18 protein-coding genes, 2 tRNA genes and 1 pseudogene are annotated in these 20,232 nt (G+C 70.2%); 10 read left to right on the forward strand and 11 right to left on the reverse strand.

The window, feature by feature from the left end; all coding sequences use genetic code 11:
- Positions 1-101: 101 nt before the first annotated feature.
- The 7 genes from ACFO6S_RS21115 (at position 102) to ACFO6S_RS21145 (ending at position 9,731) form a co-directional block, all read left to right on the forward strand.
- Positions 102-569, forward strand: coding sequence for an FHA domain-containing protein FhaB/FipA (locus ACFO6S_RS21115; RefSeq protein WP_378419927.1), 468 nt, complete (start codon positions 102-104; stop codon positions 567-569).
- Complete coding sequence (locus tag ACFO6S_RS21120) at positions 566-2,026, forward strand: PP2C family protein-serine/threonine phosphatase (RefSeq protein WP_378419928.1); 1,461 nt, start codon at positions 566-568, stop codon at positions 2,024-2,026. The genes ACFO6S_RS21115 and ACFO6S_RS21120 overlap by 4 nt, the downstream gene beginning before the upstream one ends.
- The gene (locus ACFO6S_RS21125) at positions 2,026-3,480 is read left to right on the forward strand and encodes an FtsW/RodA/SpoVE family cell cycle protein (RefSeq protein WP_378419929.1); all 1,455 of its coding nucleotides are present in this window, start codon (positions 2,026-2,028) and stop codon (positions 3,478-3,480) included. The genes ACFO6S_RS21120 and ACFO6S_RS21125 overlap by 1 nt, the downstream gene beginning before the upstream one ends.
- Positions 3,477-4,967: a peptidoglycan D,D-transpeptidase FtsI family protein gene (locus ACFO6S_RS21130; RefSeq protein WP_378419930.1), complete on the forward strand. Its 1,491-nt coding sequence runs from the start codon at positions 3,477-3,479 to the stop codon at positions 4,965-4,967. The genes ACFO6S_RS21125 and ACFO6S_RS21130 overlap by 4 nt, the downstream gene beginning before the upstream one ends.
- A 6-nt stretch (positions 4,968-4,973) precedes the next feature.
- Complete coding sequence (locus ACFO6S_RS21135) at positions 4,974-6,374, forward strand: serine/threonine-protein kinase (protein ID WP_378419931.1); 1,401 nt, start codon at positions 4,974-4,976, stop codon at positions 6,372-6,374.
- Positions 6,371-8,305, forward strand: a complete 1,935-nt coding sequence (gene pknB, locus ACFO6S_RS21140) for a Stk1 family PASTA domain-containing Ser/Thr kinase (RefSeq protein ID WP_378419932.1) — start codon at positions 6,371-6,373, stop codon at positions 8,303-8,305. Before ACFO6S_RS21135 ends, pknB begins: the two co-directional genes overlap by 4 nt.
- Positions 8,306-8,558: 253 nt before the next feature.
- The gene (locus ACFO6S_RS21145) at positions 8,559-9,731 is read left to right on the forward strand and encodes an acyl-CoA dehydrogenase family protein (RefSeq protein ID WP_378419933.1); all 1,173 of its coding nucleotides are present in this window, start codon (positions 8,559-8,561) and stop codon (positions 9,729-9,731) included.
- A gap of 27 nt (positions 9,732-9,758) precedes the next feature.
- Here the strand turns inward: ACFO6S_RS21145 and ACFO6S_RS21150 are convergent, their stop codons facing one another.
- Positions 9,759-10,418 (reverse strand): aminodeoxychorismate/anthranilate synthase component II, encoded by a 660-nt coding sequence (locus ACFO6S_RS21150; protein WP_378419934.1) that lies wholly within the window; start codon positions 10,416-10,418, stop codon positions 9,759-9,761.
- Positions 10,419-10,497: 79 nt separating this feature from the next.
- Entirely contained in the window at positions 10,498-11,160 is a 663-nt protein-coding gene (locus tag ACFO6S_RS21155; RefSeq protein WP_378419965.1) for a DUF881 domain-containing protein, read from the reverse strand.
- A 276-nt stretch (positions 11,161-11,436) separates the two neighbouring features.
- Here ACFO6S_RS21155 and crgA point away from each other — a divergent pair, with 276 nt between their 5' ends.
- Positions 11,437-11,700, forward strand: a complete 264-nt coding sequence (gene crgA, locus ACFO6S_RS21160) for a cell division protein CrgA (RefSeq protein WP_378419935.1) — start codon at positions 11,437-11,439, stop codon at positions 11,698-11,700.
- 92 nt (positions 11,701-11,792) lie between these two features.
- Positions 11,793-12,254 carry a PH domain-containing protein gene (locus ACFO6S_RS21165; RefSeq protein WP_378419936.1) on the forward strand — a complete coding sequence of 154 codons (462 nt, stop codon included), beginning with the start codon at positions 11,793-11,795 and terminating at the stop codon, positions 12,252-12,254.
- A gap of 73 nt (positions 12,255-12,327) precedes the next feature.
- Here ACFO6S_RS21165 and ACFO6S_RS21170 read toward each other — a convergent pair whose 3' ends face one another.
- Both ACFO6S_RS21170 and ACFO6S_RS21175 read right to left on the reverse strand, forming a co-directional pair.
- Entirely contained in the window at positions 12,328-13,284 is a 957-nt protein-coding gene (locus ACFO6S_RS21170; RefSeq protein ID WP_378419937.1) for a rhomboid family intramembrane serine protease, read from the reverse strand.
- Between the two features lie 13 nt (positions 13,285-13,297).
- Complete coding sequence (locus ACFO6S_RS21175; RefSeq protein WP_378419938.1) at positions 13,298-13,858, reverse strand: peptidylprolyl isomerase; 561 nt, start codon at positions 13,856-13,858, stop codon at positions 13,298-13,300.
- A 16-nt stretch (positions 13,859-13,874) separates the two neighbouring features.
- On the opposite strand from ACFO6S_RS21175, the gene ACFO6S_RS21180 reads away from it, so the two are divergent.
- Complete coding sequence (locus ACFO6S_RS21180) at positions 13,875-14,333, forward strand: hypothetical protein (protein WP_378419939.1); 459 nt, start codon at positions 13,875-13,877, stop codon at positions 14,331-14,333.
- A gap of 451 nt (positions 14,334-14,784) precedes the next feature.
- Here ACFO6S_RS21180 and ACFO6S_RS21185 read toward each other — a convergent pair whose 3' ends face one another.
- The 7 genes and pseudogenes from ACFO6S_RS21185 to ACFO6S_RS21215 all read right to left on the reverse strand — a co-directional run.
- A complete protein-coding gene (locus ACFO6S_RS21185; RefSeq protein WP_378419940.1) occupies positions 14,785-15,414 on the reverse strand; it encodes a CG0192-related protein in 630 nt (209 codons plus the stop codon).
- Positions 15,415-15,503: 89 nt separating this feature from the next.
- Positions 15,504-15,576, reverse strand: a tRNA-Ala gene (locus ACFO6S_RS21190).
- A 7-nt stretch (positions 15,577-15,583) separates the two neighbouring features.
- Entirely contained in the window at positions 15,584-15,694 is a 111-nt protein-coding gene (locus ACFO6S_RS21195) for a DLW-39 family protein (protein ID WP_378419941.1), read from the reverse strand.
- Positions 15,695-15,721: 27 nt separating this feature from the next.
- Positions 15,722-15,795: transfer RNA gene (locus ACFO6S_RS21200), tRNA-Ile, on the reverse strand.
- 101 nt (positions 15,796-15,896) lie between these two features.
- Positions 15,897-17,402, reverse strand: coding sequence for a DUF3566 domain-containing protein (locus ACFO6S_RS21205; RefSeq protein ID WP_378419942.1), 1,506 nt, complete (start codon positions 17,400-17,402; stop codon positions 15,897-15,899).
- Positions 17,403-19,916: a DNA gyrase subunit A gene (gene gyrA, locus ACFO6S_RS21210; protein WP_378419943.1), complete on the reverse strand. Its 2,514-nt coding sequence runs from the start codon at positions 19,914-19,916 to the stop codon at positions 17,403-17,405.
- A gap of 154 nt (positions 19,917-20,070) precedes the next feature.
- Positions 20,071-20,232: pseudogene (locus ACFO6S_RS21215) on the reverse strand (ATP-binding protein); the annotation flags it as partial.

A 20,232-nucleotide genomic window follows, 5' to 3' on the forward strand; every position in this document is an offset into this window, starting at 1 on the left:
CGCCGGATCGCCACAGGATGCTGTCGAAACGCAGCAACGCCGAGAACACGAACGACGGATCCATGCCGGACTCGTCTCGCCACAGGAAGAGGTGGACCGCTGTGCAGGGACTCATCCTGCAGTTGACCAGGGCCGGCTTCCTGCTGCTGCTGTGGTTGTTCGTGTGGGCCGTGCTGCGCACCCTCCGCGCTGACGTGTACGCCGGGTCCGGGGTCCGAGTTCCGCAGCGCTACAGCCGCGGCACGTCCGGGGTGCTGCCGTCGTTCGGCAAGCCGAAGGTGGCCAAGAACCTGATCGTGACCCAGGGTGCGCTGGCAGGCACCCGGATCACCCTCGGCACCCAACCGGTGCTGATCGGTCGCGCCGACGACTCCACCCTGGTCCTGACCGACGACTACGCGTCGACCCGGCACGCCCGGATCTCGCCACGCGGAACCGACTGGTATGTCGAGGATCTCGGCTCCACCAACGGCACCTACCTGGACCGGGCGAAGGTGACCACCGCGGTGCGGGTGCCCCTGGGCACGCCGGTGCGAGTGGGCAAGACCGTGATCGAGCTCCGCCCGTGACCCTTGTGCTCCGCTATGCGGCCCGCAGCGACCGCGGACTCGTGCGCTCGAACAACGAGGATTCCGTCTACGCAGGCGCCCGCCTGCTGGCCCTGGCCGACGGCATGGGTGGACACGCCGCGGGCGAGGTCGCCTCGCAACTGATGATCGCGGCGCTGGCCCACCTCGACGACGACGAGCCCGGCGACGACCTGCTCGGCAAGCTCGAGGCGGCCACTCGCGAGGGCAACGCCGCGATCGCGGACCAGGTCGAGGAGGAGCCCGAGTTCGACGGCATGGGCACCACGCTCACTGCGATCCTGTTCGCGCGCAGCAGGCTCGGCCTGGTGCACATCGGCGACTCCCGCGCGTACCTGCTGCGCGACGGCGTGCTGACCCAGATCACCCGCGACGACACGTTCGTCCAGTCGCTCGTCGACGAGGGCCGGATCACCGCCGAACAGGCACACACTCATCCGCAGCGATCCCTGATCATGCGGGCGCTGACCGGCAACGAGATCGAGCCGACGCTCACCGTCCGCGAGGCGCGCACCGACGACCGTTACCTGCTCTGCTCGGACGGGCTGTCCGACGTGGTCAGCGACGAGACCATCGCCGAGGTGCTCCGCAACGACACGCCCGGCGACTCGGCGGACCGGCTGATCGAGCTGGCACTGCGCAGCGGCGGTCCCGACAACGTCACCGTCGTGGTGGCCGACGTGATCGACGTCGACTACGGGCAGAGCCGACCGATCGTGGCCGGCGCGGCGTCGGCCGACGACGAGGACTCCCCGCCGCCGGACACCGCCGCCGGCCGCGCCGCGGCGATGCGGCCGCCGCGCGCGAACCCCCGCCGGGTTCCCATCCAGCCGGAGACCCCGCCGCCGGCGAAGCACCACCGGCTCCGCTGGACCTTGTTGGCGCTGAGCCTGATTGCCGCGGTCGTGGTCGGCCTGGTGGTCGGGCGCGGGCTGATCCGCGGAAACTACTACGTGGGCGCGAACGACGGCCAGGTGACGATCCTGCGGGGTGTGCCCGGCTCGGTGCTCGGCTATTCCCTGCAAGAGGTCAACCTCGTCGGCTGCGTCACCGACACCGGAGAACTCAGCCTCCTCGCCGCCGACGCGGTGCCGACGGACTGCGCCGTCATGACCGTCGACGACCTGCAGCCCTCCGCGCGCGAACAGGTGCGCGCCGGGCTCCCGTCCGGCTCCCTCGACGACGCGAAGAGTCAGATGACCCGGCTCACCACCAGCGACCTGCTGCCGGTCTGCCGGGAGGCCGCGCCCGTGACCACCCCGACGCCGACGCCTGCCCCGGCACCGCCGCCGCCGGTCGCCCCGCCGAACCCGGTGCCCGGGCCGCCCCCCGCACCCGCGCCCGCACCCGCGCCGCCCGTCGCCGAGCCGGTGCTGCCCCCGCCGGCCGAGAACGGCCCGCCGCAGGTCCCCGGCCAGAACTGCAGGACCGGTCACTGATGTCTGTCTCCACGGCTCAGTCGGGGGGCTCCTTCCCGAGTCCGCCAGGGGGTTTCGCGCCCGCACCCGAGCAGTCCACCCGCCGGGGTGTCGAACTGCTGCTGATCGGCGCCGCCATCGCGATCACGTTCATCTCGCTCGTGCTGGTGGAGGCCAGCCAGGAGCAGACGATCACCTGGGACCTGGCCAAGTACGGCGGCGCGTTCGCCGCGCTGTTCCTGATCGCGCACGTCGCGGTCCGGCGCTTCGCCCCGTTCGCGGACCCGCTGCTGCTGCCGATCGTCGCGCTGCTCAACGGTCTCGGCCTGGTCCTGATCCATCGACTCGACCTGGCGGACGCGGCGACCGCCGCCTACCTCAACCAGCCGATCCCCTCCTCCGACGCCAACCAGCAGGTGCTGTGGACGACGCTGGCGATCGCGGGATTCGTGGCCGTCCTGGTGCTGCTGCCGGACTACCGCCTGCTGGCCAAGTACAGCTACACCCTCGGCCTGGCGGGGCTGGTGCTGTTGGCGTTGCCTGCGGTGCTGCCCGCGTCGATGTCCGAGGTCAACGGCGCCAAGATCTGGATCAAGCTGCCGTTCTTCAGCATCCAGCCCGGCGAGTTCGCGAAGATCCTGCTGATCATCTTCTTCGCCTCGGTGCTGGTGTCCAAGCGCGAGCTGTTCACGACCGCGGGCAGGCACTTCCTCGGCATGGACCTGCCGCGGGCCCGTGACCTCGGGCCGATCCTGGTCGCCTGGGTGGTCTCGATCGGCGTGCTGGTGCTCGAGAAGGACCTGGGCACCTCGCTGCTGCTGTTCGGCACCGTGCTCGTGATGCTCTACATCGCGACCGAACGGGTCGGGTGGCTGCTGATCGGCGGCGGGCTGCTCGCCGTCGGATTCGTGTTCGCCTACCAGCTCTTCGGTCACGTCCGGGTGCGCGTCGACACCTGGATCGACCCCCTCGGCGACTACAACAACACCGGCTACCAGATCTCGCAGTCGCTGTTCGGCCTCGCCACCGGTGGGCTGGCGGGCACCGGGCTCGGCAGCGGCAGGCCCTCGCAGGTGCCGTTCGCCAAGACCGACTTCATCGTCGCCACCATCGGCGAGGAGCTCGGGCTGATCGGCCTGGCCGCGGTGCTGATGCTGTTCCTGATCTTCGTGATCCGCGGCCTGCGGACGGCGCTGGCGGTGCGTGACAGCTTCGGCAAGTTGCTCGCCGCCGGGCTGTCCTTCACCGTCGCGATCCAGGTGTTCGTGGTGGTCGGCGGCGTCACCAAGCTGATCCCGCTGACCGGCCTGACCACCCCGTTCATGTCGTACGGCGGTTCGTCACTGCTGGCGAACTACCTCCTGCTGGCACTGCTGATCAAGATCTCCCACGCGGCCCGCACCCCCGAGGAGCCCAAGAAGAAGGGGCCGTCCCCCATCGCGGACGCCCCGACCGAGATGTTGAGGCGCCAATGAACGTCCCCCTCCGCCGCGTCGCGATGGCCGTGATGGTGATGGTGGTGGCCTTGCTCGCCAACGCCACCTACGTCCAGGTGATCAAGGCCGACAGCCTGCGCACCGACCCCCGCAACTCCCGCGTCCTGCTCGACGAGTACTCCCGCCAGCGCGGGCAGATCTCGGCCGGCGGCGAGGTGCTCGCGGCGTCGGTCCCCATCGACGACCGGTACAAGTACCTGCGGACCTATCCGCCGAACCCGGCGGCCCCGTCCAGCCCGTTCGCGAACGCGCCGGTCACCGGCTTCTACTCGATGCTGTTCGGCAACACCGGCCTCGAGCGGACCGAGGACGCGGTGCTCAACGGATCGGACAACCGACTGTTCGGGCGCCGCTTCTTCGACCTGGTCTCCGGCCGAGACCCGCGCGGCGGCAACGTCATCACCACGATCGACCCGGTGGTCCAGCAGGTCGCCTACGACCAGCTCACGGCCAAGGGCTTCACCGGCTCGGTGGTCGCGATCCGGCCGAGCACCGGTGAGATTCTGGCGATGGCGAGCACGCCGAGCTACGACCCGAACCTGCTGGCCAGCCACGACGGTGCGGTGAGCACCGAGGCCTGGGAGACGCTCAACAACGACCCGGACAAGCCGCTGCTGAACCGGGCCATCTCCCAGACCTACCCGCCGGGCTCGACGTTCAAGGTGGTGGTCACGGCCGCCGCCCTGGAGAACGGCGCCACTCCGGAGGAGCAGCTGACCGCGGCCCCGAACATCACGCTGCCGGGCACCAGCACCACGCTGGAGAACTACAACGGTTCCACCTGCGGGCCCAACCCGACCGCGTCGCTGCGCGAGGCCTTCGCCAGGTCCTGCAACACCGCGTTCGTCGAACTCGGCATCAAGAACGGTGCCGGCGCGCTCAAGGACCGGTCGGCCGCGTTCGGCATCACGCCGAACTCCCCGGGCATTCCGATCCCCGTCGCGGACGGCACCGTCGGCTCGATCCCCGACGACGCCGCCCTCGGGCAGAGCAGTATCGGTCAGCGCGACGTGGCGCTGACCCCGCTCGAGAACGCGGTGATCGCGGCGACCGTCGCCAACGGCGGCGTCCGGATGCAGCCGTACCTGGTCTCGCAGCTGGAGAGCCCCGACCTGTCGAACCTGTCGACCACCGACCCTCAGGTCATGGGGCAGGCCGTCTCCCCACAGGTCGCGGCGACGCTGACCGACCTGATGATCGGCTCGGAGAACAGCACCGGCGGTGGCAACAAGATCCCCGGCGTGCAGATCGCGTCGAAGACCGGCACCGCCGAGCACGGCACCGATCCGCGGAACACGCCACCGCACGCCTGGTACATCGGGTTCGCGCCGGCGCAGAACCCGGAGATCGCGATCGCGGTCATCGTGGAGGACGGCGGCGACCGGGCACTCGCCGCGACCGGTGGCTCGGTGGCAGCACCAATCGGTCGGGCGGTCATCGCCGCCGGACTGCGGCAGGGGGGCTGACGGAGCATGAGTTTGAACAACGGCTCGCTGATCGCGGACCGGTACCGGCTGCTGCGGCTGATCGCCACCGGCGGCATGGGCCAGGTGTGGGAGGCCACCGACAACCGACTGCACCGCCGGGTGGCGGTGAAGGTGCTCAAGACGGAGTTCAGTGCCGACCCGGAGTTCCTCGCGCGGTTCCGCGTCGAGGCGCAGACCACCGCGCGCCTGAACCACCCGGGCATCGCGGGCATCTACGACTACGGCGAGACCCACGACACGCTCGGTCAGGCCACCGCCTACCTGGTGATGGAGCTGGTCAACGGCGAGCCGCTCAACGCGGTGCTCTCCCGCGTCGGCCGGCTCTCGCTGCCGCACGCCCTGGACATGCTCGAGCAGACCGGTCGCGCACTGCAGGTCGCGCACGAGGCCGGCGTGGTCCACCGTGACGTCAAGCCCGGCAACATCCTGATCACCCCGGTCGGTCAGGTGAAGATCACCGACTTCGGCATCGCGAAGGCCGTCGAGGCCTCACCGGTCACCCGGACCGGGATGGTGATGGGCACCGCGCAGTACATCGCTCCCGAGCAGGCACTCGGGCAGGACGCGACGCCTGCCAGCGACGTGTACTCGCTCGGCGTGGTCGGCTTCGAGGCCCTCGCCGGGCGGCGACCGTTCACCGGCGACGGCGCGCTGACCGTGGCCATGAAGCACGTCCAGGAGCCGACCCCGCCGCTGCCGGCGGACCTGCCGGCGAACGTCCGCGAGCTGATCGAGATCACCCTCTCCAAGGACCCGGCCGCCCGGTACGCCACCGGCGGCGAGTTCGCCAACGCGGTCGCGGTGGTCCGCTCCGGTGCCCGCCCGCCTGCTCCCAGCGGCGGCGGGCGTCCGACTGCCGCAACCGTCGTGGTGCCGGGACTGGCCGCGGCCAGCACCGAGCTGATGCCCACCTCCGCGTCGCAGTACGCCGACCCGGACACCCCGGTGACGCCGCCGCCGAGCGGGCTGACACACGGACAGAAGGTGCTGGCCTGGGGCGCAGGCGGACTGCTGCTGCTGGCCCTGCTGATCACCGCGGGGATGCTGATGTTCGGCGGGGACGACGACACGCCGCCCACCACGCCCCCGCGGCCGAGCCTGGTGCCGACCACCACGACGCACAGGCCGACCACCACCACGACCGCACCGCCGACGACGACCACCACCGAGCCGCCGACGACGACGGAAACGACGACCGAGCCGACCACGACGGAACCGACGACGACCACCACCGAGCCGCCGACGACGACCACCGAGCCGCCGACGACCACGAAGACGACGAAGCCGAAGACGACCACCACGGAACCGACGACAACGGAACCGACAACGACCGTAGAAGCCACCACCACCCCGCCGGAAACGCCGGACACGCAAGGACAGCCATGACCACACCGCACAAACTCTCCTCTCGCTACGAGCTGGGCGAGATTCTCGGCTTCGGTGGCATGTCCGAGGTGCATCTCGCGCGGGACATGCGGCTGAGCCGCGACGTGGCGATCAAGGTGCTGCGCGCCGATCTCGCCCGGGACCCCACGTTCTACCTGCGGTTCCGTCGCGAGGCGCAGAATGCGGCGGCGCTGAACCATCCGGCGATCGTGGCCGTCTACGACACCGGCGAGGCCGAGACCGACGCCGGGCCGCTGCCGTACATCGTGATGGAGTACGTCGAGGGCGACACCCTTCGCGACATCGTCCGCCGCGAGGGCCCGATGGCGCCCCGTCGGGCCATGGAGGTCGTCGCCGACGTGTGTGCGGCGCTGGACTTCAGCCACCGCAACGGCATCGTGCACCGCGACATCAAGCCCGCGAACATCATGATCAACCGGGCCGGCGCGGTGAAGGTGATGGACTTCGGCATCGCCCGGGCCATCTCCGACAGCTCCAGCCCGATGACGCAGACGGCGGCCGTGATCGGCACCGCTCAGTACCTCTCGCCGGAGCAGGCGCGCGGCGAGCAGGTCGACGCCCGTTCCGACGTGTACTCGCTGGGCTGTGTGCTGTTCGAGATCCTGACCGGGGAACCCCCTTTCAAGGGCGACTCCCCGGTCGCGGTGGCCTACCAGCACGTCCGTGAGGACCCGGCGCTGCCGTCGTCGGTCAATCCCGACATCCCGCGCGAGCTGGACTCGGTGATCCTCAAGGCGATGAGCAAGAACCCGGCCAACCGGTACCAGAGCGCCGCGGAGATGCGCAGCGACCTGGTCCGGGTGCTGGGCGGGCAACGCCCGGGCGCGCCGATGGTGATGAACGACGAGGACCGCACCACCATTCTCGGTGCGGTCGACCAGGACAGCCGCTACCAGGCGGCGGACCCGCCTGCCGCGTCCCCGCCGCCGCTCGCCGGTGGTTCGGCGGCCACACCGGCGCCGGCCAAGAGCAAGTCCATGCGCATCGCGCTGCTGTCGGTCGCCGCGCTGGTGGTGGTCGGCATCGTCGGCGCGTTCCTGTGGGCGCTCGGCCCCGGCTCGAAGGCAGAGCAGGTGATCGTGCCGGACGTGGCGAACCAGTCGTCGCAGGCCGCGCAGACCGAGCTGCAGAACAAGGGCTTCCGGGTGCAGACCCAGCCGAAGCCCAGCGACACCGTCGCCAGCGGCAACGTCATCACCACCATCCCCGTCGCCGGCTCCCGGGCCGACGAGGGCACCACCGTGACCCTCGACGTGTCCACCGGGCCGCAGCAGGTGCAGGTGCCGGACCTGTCGGGGATGAGTCAGGCGCAGGCCGCGCAGGCGCTCGACGCGGCGGGGCTGGCGCTGGACCCGAACCCGGACCGGAAGCCGTCGACCACCGCCGAGCTGGACCAGGTGGTCGCGCAGACCCCCAGCTCGGGCTCGATGGTGGAGCTCGGCGGCAGCGTGAAGCTCACCCTCGGCAGCGGGCCGGAGCAGGTCCGGATCCCGAACGTCGTGGGTCAGACGCTCGAGGTCGCGCAGCCGAACATCGAGGGCGCCGGGTTCAAGGTCGCGGTCGAGAACATCGACTCCGGCAGCCCGAAGGGCCAGGTGGTCTCCACCGAGCCGGGCGGCGGCGACTCCGCCGCCCGCGGCACCACCGTCAAGGTGCAGGTCTCGAACGGCAACATGATCGAGATGCCGAACCTCAGCGGCCAGACGGTCTCGCAGGCACTCGACGCGCTGCGTAGGGCCGGCTGGGGCGGCTCGACGAGCCAGTTCTCGCAGCGCCCCGAGCCGACGCTCGAGCCCGACCTGGTGGGCCGGATCGTCACCCAGCAACAGCCTCCGGGGTCCGAGGTCGCCAAGACCTCGACGATCTCGGTCGGTGTCGGCCAGGTGGGCATCCCGACCATCCCCCGCTAGCCCGCCCGCCCCATCGAACGAACGGCCCGTTCACTCGGCACGACACCGAGCGAACGGGCCGTTCTTCCATTCCCGGCGGATCGCGGTCCCGGACGGCGCGCTCGACCCCATTGACGGCGAATGCGCCGTAGCGTGAGCCGTGCAGTCGATTGCTCGATCGAGTGCAGCAACTCCTCCCGAACCCCGGCTGCCCGTGCACGCCGACATCTCGCCGACCGGGCCGGCAGCACCCAAGCAGGCAGAGGATCCCCGCATGGCCGACCCCCAGACGATCTCCCGGCTCTTCGCCCTCGACTCGCTCCTCGACGCCGAGGAGGTCGCCGTTCGCGAGACCGTCCGCCGGTTCGCGGCGGAGCGGATCCGGCCGCACATCGCCGGGTGGTTCGAGGCGGGCACGCTGCCCGCCCGTGAGCTCGCCTGCGAACTCGGCGAACTCGGCCTCCTCGGCATGCACCTCGAGGGGTACGGCTGCGCGGGCATGAGCGCGACGAGCTACGGCCTGGCCTGCCTGGAACTCGAAGCCGTCGACTCCGGCGTCCGGAGCCTGGTCTCGGTGCAGGGGTCACTCGCGATGTTCGCCATCCACCGGTTCGGCTCCGAGGAGCAGAAGCAGCAGTGGCTGCCGCCGATGGCGGCCGGTGCCGCGCTCGGCTGCTTCGGGCTGACCGAACCCGACTTCGGCTCGAACCCGGCCGGCATGCGCACCGCGGCCCGACGCGACGGCGACGACTGGGTGCTGAACGGCACCAAGATGTGGATAACCAACGGCTCGATCGCCGACGTCGCGGTGGTGTGGGCACGCACCGACGAGGGCGTCCGCGGGTTCGTCGTCCCCACCGACAGCCCCGGATTCTCGGCGTCGGAGATCAGGAACAAGCTCTCGCTGCGCGCCTCGGTCACCGCGGAACTGGTGCTCGACGACGTCCGGCTGCCGGGGTCGGCGATGCTGCCGCAGGCCCGCGGCCTGTCCGGACCGCTGAGCTGCCTCGACGAGGCCCGGTTCGGCATCGTGTTCGGCGCGCTCGGCGCCGCCCGCGACTGCCTCGAGACGACGATCGACTACGCCCGGACCCGGGAGGTGTTCGACCGGCCGCTCGCGGCCTTCCAGCTGACCCAGGCGAAGCTGGCCGACATGGCGCTCGAACTGGGCAAGGGGCAACTGCTGGCCCTGCACCTCGGGCGACAGAAGGACACCGGCGCGCTGCGCCCCGAGCAGGTCAGCCTCGGCAAGCTGAACAGCGTCCGCGAGGCGATCGCCATTGCCCGGGAGTGCCGAACCCTCCTCGGCGCGAACGGGATCACCCTCGAGTACCCGGTCCTGCGCCACGCCAACAACCTGGAGTCGGTGCTCACCTACGAGGGCACGTCCGAGATGCACCAACTGGTGATCGGCCAGGCGCTGACCGGCGAAACGGCCTTCCGGTAGGCCCGACGGGCCCGGCAACCGGCGCCGTCAGCGGTGGGTCAGCGCGTCCCCGAGGGCCCGCGCGACCTCCTGTTCGAGGGTCTCGACGAGGGACTCGGCGGGCCGCTGACCGCAGACCTCGAGCCAGTTCGCCAGCATCCGGTGGCCGCCCTGGGTGAGCACGGACTCGGGGTGGAACTGGACGCCGTGGATCGGCAGCTCGCGGTGCCGCATCGCCATCACCACTCCGCTCTCGGTGTGGCCGGTGACCTCGAGCTCGGCCGGGATCGTCTCCTCGACCACGGTCAGCGAGTGGTAGCGGGTGGCGGTGAACGGGTCGGGCAGGCCGGCCAGCACCCCGGTGTCGTTGTGCCGGACCAGGCTGGTCTTGCCGTGCAGCAGTTCCGGGGCACGGTCGACGGTGGCCCCGAATGCCGCGCCGATGGCCTGGTGGCCCAGGCAGACACCGAGCAGCGGCGTGGCGGCCTCGGCGCAGGCGGAGACCAGTTCCATGCTCGCGCCGGCCCGCTGCGGGGTGCCCGGGCCCGGGCTGAGCAGGACGCCGTCGAACTCGGCGGCGACGGCCGCGCGGTCGGCGAGCCGCGGATCGTCGTTGCGCCACACCGTCGCCTTCGTCCCCAGCTGGCCCAGGTACTGAACCAGGTTGAACACGAAGCTGTCGTAGTTGTCGACGACGAGGATGCGCATTCGCCCAGGATATGTGGCTGCCCGACGCGGGGGCGTGACCGGGACCCCGGTTGGCGTGCCTACCCGCCCGGGGCGCGGGTCAGTGCGCGAACCGGGTGCGCAGCTGGCCGTTGTAGGCGGGCACTGTCAACGACTCCCCCGCCGTCTCGGTGTACCCGAGTCCGTACCGGACCGCGTACTGCTTGAACGTGCGAACCCCGGGCTCCGCGGCGAGCGCCGCCTCGAGCCGGGCCGGATCACCGAGCGCGGTCATCACGTACGGCGGGCTGTAGGTGCGTCCGTGCAGCAGCAGCGTGTTGCCGATGCAGCGCGGCGCGGTGGTTCCCACCACCCGCTGGTCCTGCATGCCGACCGCGGTGGCGCCGCCCGCCCAGAACGCATTGAGCACGGACTGCACGTCCTGCTGGTGCACCACCAGGTCGTCGGGCTGGGCATCGACCGGATACTTCCCGTCCGAGTCCCGCGGTGCGTCGGTCAGCGTCACCCGGACGCCGGAACCCGTCACCTCGACGAACCCCGCGGCCTCCTCGAAGTCCCGCACCCGGTCCAACGCGGACGCCACCCCGGAGTCCGACTGTGCGGCGTCGGCCTGCAGCGACTCGACCTGCGCAGCCAGCGCGTCCCGTTGCGCCGACACCTGGTCGACGCCGACCTGCGCGCTGCGCACCAGGTCGGACGTGCGGGTGGTGTCCCCACGACGGAGTTCGTCGCCCGCCGAGACCGCCCGGGTGGTGGCGAACATCAGGCCCGCCACCAGGCACACCAGCGGGACGCACACCTTCCAGAAGGTCGAGATGTGGCGTCGACCGTCGGTCTGGGCTGGCTCGGCCACTGCGGTTCCTCCGGTCGAAGCCTGGCGGTCGGGTGACGACCGCGGTCGGGCGCGTTGTCGGGTCTGACCCGACCAGCTCGGTACTGGGTTAGCGTGTACCCGCTACGGGTAGGTTCGAACCTACCTGGCAGGTGTCGGCGACGACGCCCGCTGCTCTCCGCTCCGACCAATTCATCCGAGGACGTCATGCCCAAGTCGAAGGTCCGCAAGAAGACCGACTACACGATCAACCCCGCCAACCGCACCCCCGTCAAGGTGAAGGTCGGACCGTCGAGCACCCTCTACGTCTCGGTGATGCTGGGATTCATGCTCGTCGGGCTGCTCTGGCTGATTGTGTACTACCTCGCCGCGGATCAGCTCTCGTGGATCAACAGCCTCGGCGCGTACAACTTCCTGATCGGCTTCGGGTTCATGGTCGTCGGCCTCGTCATGACCATGAAATGGCGCTGACCGGCTCGACCGTCGGCCGACACGGCCACAATTACACAGGTGTCATTCATCCCCAATGTGGATAGCGCCTGTGGATAACCTCGGGAGTACGTGTGCAGAACCCGGCTCTGGCGTGGGCAACTCCCACCCCGGCACTCGTCGCGACCGGCCTGGGCGCGCTCGCGTTGGCCGTCGCGGCCGCCGCGGCGGCGTCCGACCCGGTCGGTCGGCTGCTGATCGGCCTCGCCGCGCTCGGCCTCGCCGTGATCACCGCGATGGGCCTGCGGCAGCGGCCGCGGCTCGCGGTGCTCGACGGCGCCCACGGCATCGCGGTCACCGGAATACTCGGCCGCCGCGAGTACCACCGCGCTGACCTCGCCCGGATCCGGATCGTGCGCTACCCGCGGCTCGGCCGCCGGGTGCCGATGCTCGAGATCGACGTGCGGCCGGCGGGCGCCGACGACGACAGGCTGATGATCTTCGGCCGGTGGGACCTCGGCACCGACCCCAACGACGTGTTCGACGCACTGGTCGTCCAGCAACTGGTGCCGCCGGATCCGCCGCGCCACGACTGACCCGGTCGGTGGCGGTGGTGGCGGGCGAGAACGCGTCCGCCACCACCGCGGACGAATGTCCGCGACGACGCAGCTACAGGCCGAACTCGGTGCGCAACTGCACGACCCGCATGCCGACGAGACCGAGCGTCACAGCCGTCACCAGGGCGAGCCCGATCCAGCCGATCCGGACCGCCTTCTCCCGGTCCTGACCCGCGCCGAGCCACTGCGGCGCGTACAGCAGCGCCGCAGTCGCGGCGGCGCCTGCGACCAGCCCGCCCAGGTGTCCCCAGAACGAGATGCCCGGCAGCGAGACACTGATGATCACGTTGATCGCGATCACCCCGATGATCGGTGCCGGACTGCGCCTGAGCTTGAGCAGGATCACCGCCTGGGCGCCCATGATGCCGAAGATGGCTCCGGAGGCACCCGCGGTGAAGCCGCCGCCCTCGAAGGCCATCACCGAGGCGGAGCCACCGAGCAGCGAGATCGCGTACACCGCGAGGTAACGCGACCGGCCGAGGATCAGTTCGGTGTCCCGGCCCAGGATGTACAGCGCGAACATGTTGACCGCGAGGTGCACCAGGCCGAAGTGCAGGAAACCGCTGCCGACCAACCGGACCCAGTCGCCCTGCGCGACCGCGTCGGGCGAGAGCACCCACCGGCCGAACAGCGGCGAGTCGAACGTCGCGACGCCGGTGAGCCGGTTGACGAACCCGCCGCCGTTGTCCATCAGGGACTTCGCCTGCAGGGCCGTCACCAGGAAGACAAGGATGTTGATCCCCATCAGGGCGTACGTCGCGATCGGCGTGGGACGGGCCTGCGTCACCGTGTTCCCGGCGACGCCGCGAACAGGCCGTACATCGCGTTGACCGGCTCTGACACAGTCCACGCACTGGTAGCCGACGGAGGCCTCCCGCAGGCAGTCCGGACAGGCGGGGCGTCCGCAGCGATTGCAGGACAGGGCCGTGGGGCGGTCCGGGTGCCGGACACACCCAGGTTGGGGCGGCACGCCCTCACCGGGTGTGCCGCCCCAACCGGGGTTCGTCATCCCTCGATACCGCTCAGGAGATGGTGATGCTGTTGATCACGACGGGCTCGACCGGGCGGTCGCTGCGGTCGACCGCGGTGCCGGAGATGGCGTCGACGACCTTGCGCGACTCCTCGTCGACAACCTCACCGAAGATGGTGTGCTTGCGGTTGAGGTGCGGGGTCTTGCCGGTGGTGATGAAGAACTGCGAGCCGTTGGTGCCCGGGCCTGCGTTCGCCATCGCGAGCAGGTAGGAACGGTCGAACTGCAGTTCCGGGTGGAACTCGTCGGCGAACTGGTAGCCCGGGCCGCCACGGCCGGTGCCGGTCGGGTCGCCGCCCTGGATCATGAAGCCGTCGATGACGCGGTGGAAGACCGCGCCGTCGTAGAACGGGCCGGTCGCGTTGCCGGCGGCGTTCTTGGTCGAGTAGTCCTTGGAACCGTCGGCCAGGCCGACGAAGTTCTCGACGGTCTTCGGCGCGTGGTTGCCGAACAGGGCGATCTTGATGTCGCCACGGTTGGTGTGCAGCGTTGCGGTTGCGGTCTGATTCGGTGAGGTCACCCCCCTATCGTGCCATTGTCGACGATCCGGCATGTGCGACAGTGGACAGATGACCCGCGCGACATCGCACATACCGGTTTCAGTCCCCGCCCCAGCAGACCGGGCCACCGCCGTCGAGGGCGTCACCCCCGAACCACAGTCCGCCGCGCTGACCAGTGCTTTGCGGATCGCCCAGCTCGCGGCCCTCGGGCTGGCGAGGGGCACGGGCGGCGCCGCCAAGGGCGCCGGCGCCACGAGCCTCTACCTCGGCAGGCAGGGCTACCTCCTGGCAAAGAAGGCGCTCGCGCGCCCCGCGGCGGCGGCACCCACGCTGACGCTGGTGACCGAGCCGGCCCTCGCCTCGGCCCCCGCCGCCGGCCGACGCGGCCGGACTCGTCGACGCGTCGTGCTGCTCGCGTTGACCGGCGCGGCCGCGGCCGCCGTCGCGGTCTACGTCAAGAAGCAGCGCACCGAGCTGCCCCCGCCGGCCGCCCGGCCGCCGAGCCTGAGCGACTTCGACAACGCCTGACCCGCCGGGAGCACCGGGCGGATCGGCTGGAGATCGCTACTGCGTCCCGCCGGCCGCCAGGAAGGGGCGCGGGGTGCACGGCCGGTGCCTCACGGCCCTGGCGCGCAGCGAGGCCGTGGGCCCCGCCGCCCACACACGGCGGCACAGTTCGACGGGCCGCGTCCCGTCGCCGCACCGGGTGCCCGGTGCGGCGACGGCCCCGTGATCGGCAGCGCCTGCCCGGCCCGCGGCGGCACCGGATACCGCCCGAAGTCGGAGGAATCCGCGCATACTGTTCAACACGATGAACTCCCGCGCTTCGTCCCCGCGCGCCCCATTCCCGGGTCGGTGACGACGCCGATATGAGGTCGTCCGCCGACCGGCCGGATGTGGACCACCAAATCAATTGCTGCACAGGTTTGTTCACAATTCCACAGGCCTATCAACAGGACGCCGGTCTCCCGTCCGGCCGTTAGGCCACCCGCGCGACCGCGAGCACCGCCGCGGCCGCCTGACCGGGCCAGGTGCCCACCAGTGCGGGCGCGTCCCCGGCGCGGCGATCCGGATCGACCCGCCGGATCACCTCGAGGTACACCCCGTCCGACGAGACCGTGGTCGCCGAACTCCCGTCCGTCACCGACACCACACCCAGGTCCGGGACCGACCGGTGCGGGCCACCGGTGCCCCGCACCCGCGTGGTCACCTCGGGTACCGCAGCCCCGGACGGGTACTCCAGCTCCGCCTGCGTGCCGCCGGTCAGGATCGCCGTCAGCACGGCGCGGCGGTACACCGGGTCCGCAACGGCGTCATACACCCACCGACGTCCGAGAACCGAGTGCTCCATGGTCGAGACCAGGGAAGACTCCGCGCCGGGCAGTGGGGAGCCCCGGTAGGTGAGCGGGACCTGCAGCACCTGCCCGTCGCCCGTGCCCACCAGGTGCGTCTCGATCCCCACCTCGCCGTCGGGGTCGTCGAACCGGTACGCGGCGACGGCCCGCAGGCCGGTGGTGTCGGCATCGCCGGCCCAGCGACGGCCCGGAATCCAGACCCTGAGCAGTTCGAGCTTCGACGGAACCAGCTGGGCCTGATGGATGAGTGCCATCGCGCCGACGGTACTCGTGGGCGACGTCGACAAATAACAAGAGCCACTTCCTCGTGATGAGAAAGTGGCTCTGGCTTGTGACTGAATTGTGGAGCCTAGGAGATTCGAACTCCTGACATCTGCCTTGCAAAGGCAGCGCTCTACCAACTGAGCTAAGGCCCCGTCCGCGTCAGCGGCTGGTGACCTCGTGCCACACATCCTCACCGCGGCGCTGCGACCGCAGCTTGGTGAGTCCGAAGAGAACGGTCACAACGGCTGCTACAAGGAGCAAAACCTTCATGCTCGAACCCTTCGTCGGCACGGGGGGTGGGCCTAGGAGGACTTGAACCTCCGACCTCTTCCTTATCAGGGAAGCGCTCTAACCGCCTGAGCTATAGGCCCGTGTAAACCAGTCTGGGATTGTCTCCCTCAACCGGTGCATGAGATTACCTCACCGATCCCGTGCAACCAAAACGGGATCGGTGAGGAACCAAAACACCAGGTCAGTCCCGGTCCGCCAACGTCACCTCGACGCCGCCGACGAGGTCGGTGCAGAGGTTGTAAATGAACGAACCGATGGTCGCCAACGCTGTGAAAAGCACCACATTTGCGGCTCCGACCAGAGCCGAATAACCGAACACCTGGCCCGCGGTGACCAGACCGCTGCTGCTCGTCTCCGAGATGAAGTCCGTGAACGCGTTGTTGAGCCGGTCCCAGACACCCATGCCGTCGAGCACGAGGTAGAGGAACCCGACCGCGAACATCCACACGAAGAACAGCGCCACCGAGATCACCAGGGACACCTTGAGGGTGGACCAGGGGTCGATCCGGCGGATCTGTACCGCGGCGCGCATCGGCTGGCCGGGCAACACCGCGACGGGGGTGGCGAACACCGCCGGCTGCTGGCCCGTTCCGGTGGACGCGACCGGCAACGGGTGCTTCACCTCGGACAGGTCCGGAAGATCCTTGGCGAGATCCCCCCGGGCGATGTGCCGGGTCGGCCCGTCGACGACCGCGGACTTGGCCTTGGCCTGCTCCTTGCGGGCCGCCCGCGCCGCGGGATCGGCGGACGGTGCAGCCGCCGGAACCCGCCCGGTCGCGGCCGACTTCGGCCCGGTCTGCGACTGCGTGGCGGCGGTCTTCGATCCGACCGGCGGCTGGACGGCCGTCTTCGGACCGGTCGACGGCTGTGCGGTCGTCTTCGGTCCGGTCGACGACTGTGCGGTCGTCTTTGGACCGGTCGACGGCTGCGGGGCCGTCCCCGGACCGGTCGGCGACTGCGCGGAGACCGGACGCTGAGCACCGGTCTGCGGACCGCGAGCCTGCGGGCTTGCCGACTGCGGCGGAACGGGTCGCTGCGACTTCGCGTCGACGGGTTGCCCCGTCGCCTTGCCTGCCGCAGCCGCGGCCTGTCCCTGCTGCCCCCGCTGCCACGGCGGGGGCTGGCCGGGGCCCGCCGTCTGCGCGGTGCGAGCCGCTCCGGCCGCCGGGGCGGTCGGAACAGTGCCGGCCTGCTGGGTCGACGCCGGCTTGGCGCCGGTCGCCGGGGACGCGGGCGGGGTCGTGGGTCGACCGGCGCCCTGCGGAGCGGTCGGCTGCTGCCCCTGGACGGGCCGCGCCGTGCCGGCAGCCCCCTGTTTCGGGACGCCGGAGTTCCCGGCCTGCGTCGGAATCGCCTGGGTCGGCGGAGCCTGTCCGTCAGCTGCCGACTGCGGTGCCGGTGCCTGTGCGGATCGCGGGGTGCCGGTCTCCGGACGCCCCTGCGCCGGACCCTGGGCAGACGCAGGCGGCTGACCCGGTGTCCGGGCCTGTCCCGACGCCGATCCCGGAGTGCCCGAGACCGGCTTGCCGACCGGACGGCCCGGGTTCTGCTGCGTCGGGCCGGACGTCGCCGGCTTGCCGGCAACCTGACCGGACCCGGTCGCCGGGTTCTCTGACGTCGCCGGGCCGGTGTTCGGCTCGACGTTCGGCCCCTGCCGGTCGCCGCCCGGCTGTTGGGGAGTGCTCACTTACGACTCCTTCGGTGCTTCGGTCGCGTCGGTGTCGGTGTCATCGGGTTCGTCGGCGTTGCGCGCGATCGCGAGCAGGGTGTCGCCTTCCCCGAGGTTCATCAACCGCACGCCCTTGGTCTGTCGGCCGGCCTTCCGGACCTGCTTGGCAGCGGTACGGATCACGCCGCCACCCGAGGTGATGGCGTAGAGCTCGTCGTCGTCGTTGACGATGAGGGCTCCGACCAGGGTGCCACGGCGCTTGTCGTACTGGATGGTGAGCACGCCCTTGCCGCCGCGACCCTGGACCGGGTAGTCCTCCATCGGGGTGCGCTTGGAGTACCCGCCGGACGTCGCGACCAGGAGGTAGGTGCCCTCCCGGACGACGTTGAGCGAGAGCAGCTCGTCCTCGCCGTTGAACCGCATGCCCTGCACGCCGGAGGTGGCGCGGCCCATCGGGCGCAGCGCCTCGTCGGTCGCGGAGAAGCGGATCGACTGGCCCTGCGCGGAGACCAGCAACAGGTCGTCCTCGGCGGAGCAGAGCACCGCGCCGACCAACTCGTCCTCGCCACGCAGGTTCACCGCGACGATGCCGCCGGTGCGGTTGGAGTCGAAGTCGGTGAGCTTGGACTTCTTGACCAGGCCGTTCCGGGTCGCCAGCACCAGGTACGGGGCGTCCTCGTAGGTCTTGATCTGGATGATCTGGGCGATCCGCTCGTCCGGCTGGAAGGCCAGCAGATTCGCCACGTGCTGGCCGCGCGCGGTGCGGCTGGCCTCCGGCAGCTCGTACGCCTTGGCCCGGTAGACCCGGCCCTTGGTCGTGAAGAACAGGATCCAGTCGTGGGTCGAGCTGACGAAGAAGTGCTTGACGATGTCGTCCTGCTTGAGGCCGGCACCCTGCACCCCCTTGCCGCCGCGCTTCTGCGAGCGGTACAGGTCCGTCTTGGTGCGCTTGGCGTAACCGGTCTCGGTGATCGTGACGACCACGTCCTCGCGGGCGATCAGGTCCTCGTCCGCGACGTCGCCGTCCGCCGCGATGATCCTGGTGCGGCGGTCGTCGCCGTACTTGTCGACGATCTCCTTGAGCTCGTCGCGGACGATGGCGCGCTGCCGCTCCGGCTTCGCGAGGATGTCCTCGTAGTCGGCGATCTCGAGTTCGATCTCGGCCAGCTCGTCGATGATCTTCTGTCGTTCGAGCGCGGCCAGGCGGCGCAGCTGCATCGCCAGGATCGCGTCGGACTGGATCTCGTCGACGGTGAGCAGGTTCATCAGGCCGGCGCGGGCGATGTCGACGGTCTGCGACGCCCGGATGAGGGCGATGACCTCGTCGAGCGCGTCGAGCGCCTTGACCAGGCCGCGCAGGATGTGGGCGCGCTCCTCGGCCTTGCGCAGCAGGTACCGGGTGCGCCGCACGATGACCTCGAGCTGGTGCGTCGTGTACAGCCGGATCATCTGGTCCAGCCGCAGGGTGCGCGGCACCCCGTCGACGATGGAGAGCATGTTGCAGCCGAAGCTGGTCTGCAGCTGGGTGTGCTTGTAGAGGTTGTTGAGCACCACCTTCGCGACGGCGTCGCGCTTGACGGTGACAACGATGCGCATTCCGACGCGGTCCGAGGACTCGTCGTGGATGTCGGAGATGCCCGCGATCTTCGCGTCCCGGACCTGATCGGCGATCGAGGTGATCAGGTTGTCGGGGTTGACCTGGTACGGCAGCTCCGTGATCACGATCGTGGTGCGCCCCTTGGCGTCCTCCTCGATCTCGACCACGCCGCGCATCCGGACCGAGCCGCGGCCGGTGGTGTAGGCGTCGTGGATGCCCTGACCGCCGACGATCAGCCCGTGGGTCGGGAAGTCCGGTCCCTTGATCCGCTCCATGACCGCGGCGAGGGTGGCTTCCTCGTCGGCCTCGTAGTTCTCCAGCGCCCAGTAGATGGCGTCGGCGACCTCGCCGAGGTTGTGCGGCGGGATGTTCGTGGCCATGCCGACCGCGATGCCGCCAGACCCGTTGATCAACAGGTTCGGCACGCGGCTCGGCAGGACCGTCGGTTCCTGCGTCTTGCCGTCGTAGTTCGGCGTGAAGTCGACCGTGTCGTGGTCGATCTCGCGCAGCATCTCCATCGCGAGCGGCGTCAGCCGGCACTCGGTGTACCGCATCGCGGCGGCACCGTCGTTGCCGCGGGAACCGAAGTTGCCCTGGCCGTCCACCAGTGGGTAACGCAACGACCACGGCTGGGCCATCCGGACCAGGGTGTCGTAGATCGAGGTGTCGCCGTGCGGGTGGTAGTTACCCATCGTCTCGGCCACGGGTCGCGCCGACTTCACGTAACTGCGGTCCGGGCGGTAGCCGTTGTCGTACATCGCGTACAGGACTCGGCGGTGTACGGGCTTGAGGCCGTCGCGCACGTCCGGCAGAGCACGGCCCACGATCACGCTCATCGCGTAGTCGATGTAGCTGTTCTGCATTTCCTGCTGGATGTCGACGGGCTCGATCCGGTCGTGCTGCGGACCGTCCGGCGGCAACGTGGTGTCGGTCATGAGCTCCTTCTTCTACTCGGCTTCACGTCTCCTCGCGGACTACCGGTCCAGAAGGATGGCGCGCAACCACCCGAGTCTATAGGTGCAGGTCAGCAAGACCACGCAGCACTCGCTGAATAACCGTTTTCGCCAGCACTTCCGGGCCGGCGTGCCGCTACCAGACGCTCGAACTCAACCGACTCAACGCGTACTCGGTGACCGCGACCAGGCCGGACTTCGCCGACTCCCGATCCCGGGCGTCGAGCGTCATGATCGGCACGTCCGGAGACAACGCCAGCGCCTGACGAATGTCCTCCGTCGCATACCGCGGCGCGTC

This window comes from Rhodococcus kronopolitis (assembly GCF_042654025.1).
Classification (GTDB): Bacteria; Actinomycetota; Actinomycetes; order Mycobacteriales; family Mycobacteriaceae; genus Rhodococcus_G; species Rhodococcus_G kronopolitis.

Coding starts and splice junctions, on each gene's coding strand:
- ACFO6S_RS21145 (WP_378419933.1), top strand. CDS start 8,559: ATGGCCGACCCCCAGACGATCTCCCGGCTCTTCGCCCTCGACTCGCTC.
- ACFO6S_RS21150 (WP_378419934.1), bottom strand. CDS start 10,418: ATGCGCATCCTCGTCGTCGACAACTACGACAGCTTCGTGTTCAACCTG.
- ACFO6S_RS21135 (WP_378419931.1), top strand. CDS start 4,974: ATGAGTTTGAACAACGGCTCGCTGATCGCGGACCGGTACCGGCTGCTG.
- ACFO6S_RS21185 (WP_378419940.1), bottom strand. CDS start 15,414: ATGGCACTCATCCATCAGGCCCAGCTGGTTCCGTCGAAGCTCGAACTG.
- gyrA (WP_378419943.1), bottom strand. CDS start 19,916: ATGACCGACACCACGTTGCCGCCGGACGGTCCGCAGCACGACCGGATC.
- pknB (WP_378419932.1), top strand. CDS start 6,371: ATGACCACACCGCACAAACTCTCCTCTCGCTACGAGCTGGGCGAGATT.
- ACFO6S_RS21195 (WP_378419941.1), bottom strand. CDS start 15,694: ATGAAGGTTTTGCTCCTTGTAGCAGCCGTTGTGACCGTTCTCTTCGGA.
- ACFO6S_RS21180 (WP_378419939.1), top strand. CDS start 13,875: ATGACCCGCGCGACATCGCACATACCGGTTTCAGTCCCCGCCCCAGCA.
- ACFO6S_RS21125 (WP_378419929.1), top strand. CDS start 2,026: ATGTCTGTCTCCACGGCTCAGTCGGGGGGCTCCTTCCCGAGTCCGCCA.
- ACFO6S_RS21175 (WP_378419938.1), bottom strand. CDS start 13,858: ATGCCGGATCGTCGACAATGGCACGATAGGGGGGTGACCTCACCGAAT.
- ACFO6S_RS21170 (WP_378419937.1), bottom strand. CDS start 13,284: ATGACGAACCCCGGTTGGGGCGGCACACCCGGTGAGGGCGTGCCGCCC.
- ACFO6S_RS21130 (WP_378419930.1), top strand. CDS start 3,477: ATGAACGTCCCCCTCCGCCGCGTCGCGATGGCCGTGATGGTGATGGTG.
- ACFO6S_RS21155 (WP_378419965.1), bottom strand. CDS start 11,160: ATGTTCGCCACCACCCGGGCGGTCTCGGCGGGCGACGAACTCCGTCGT.
- crgA (WP_378419935.1), top strand. CDS start 11,437: ATGCCCAAGTCGAAGGTCCGCAAGAAGACCGACTACACGATCAACCCC.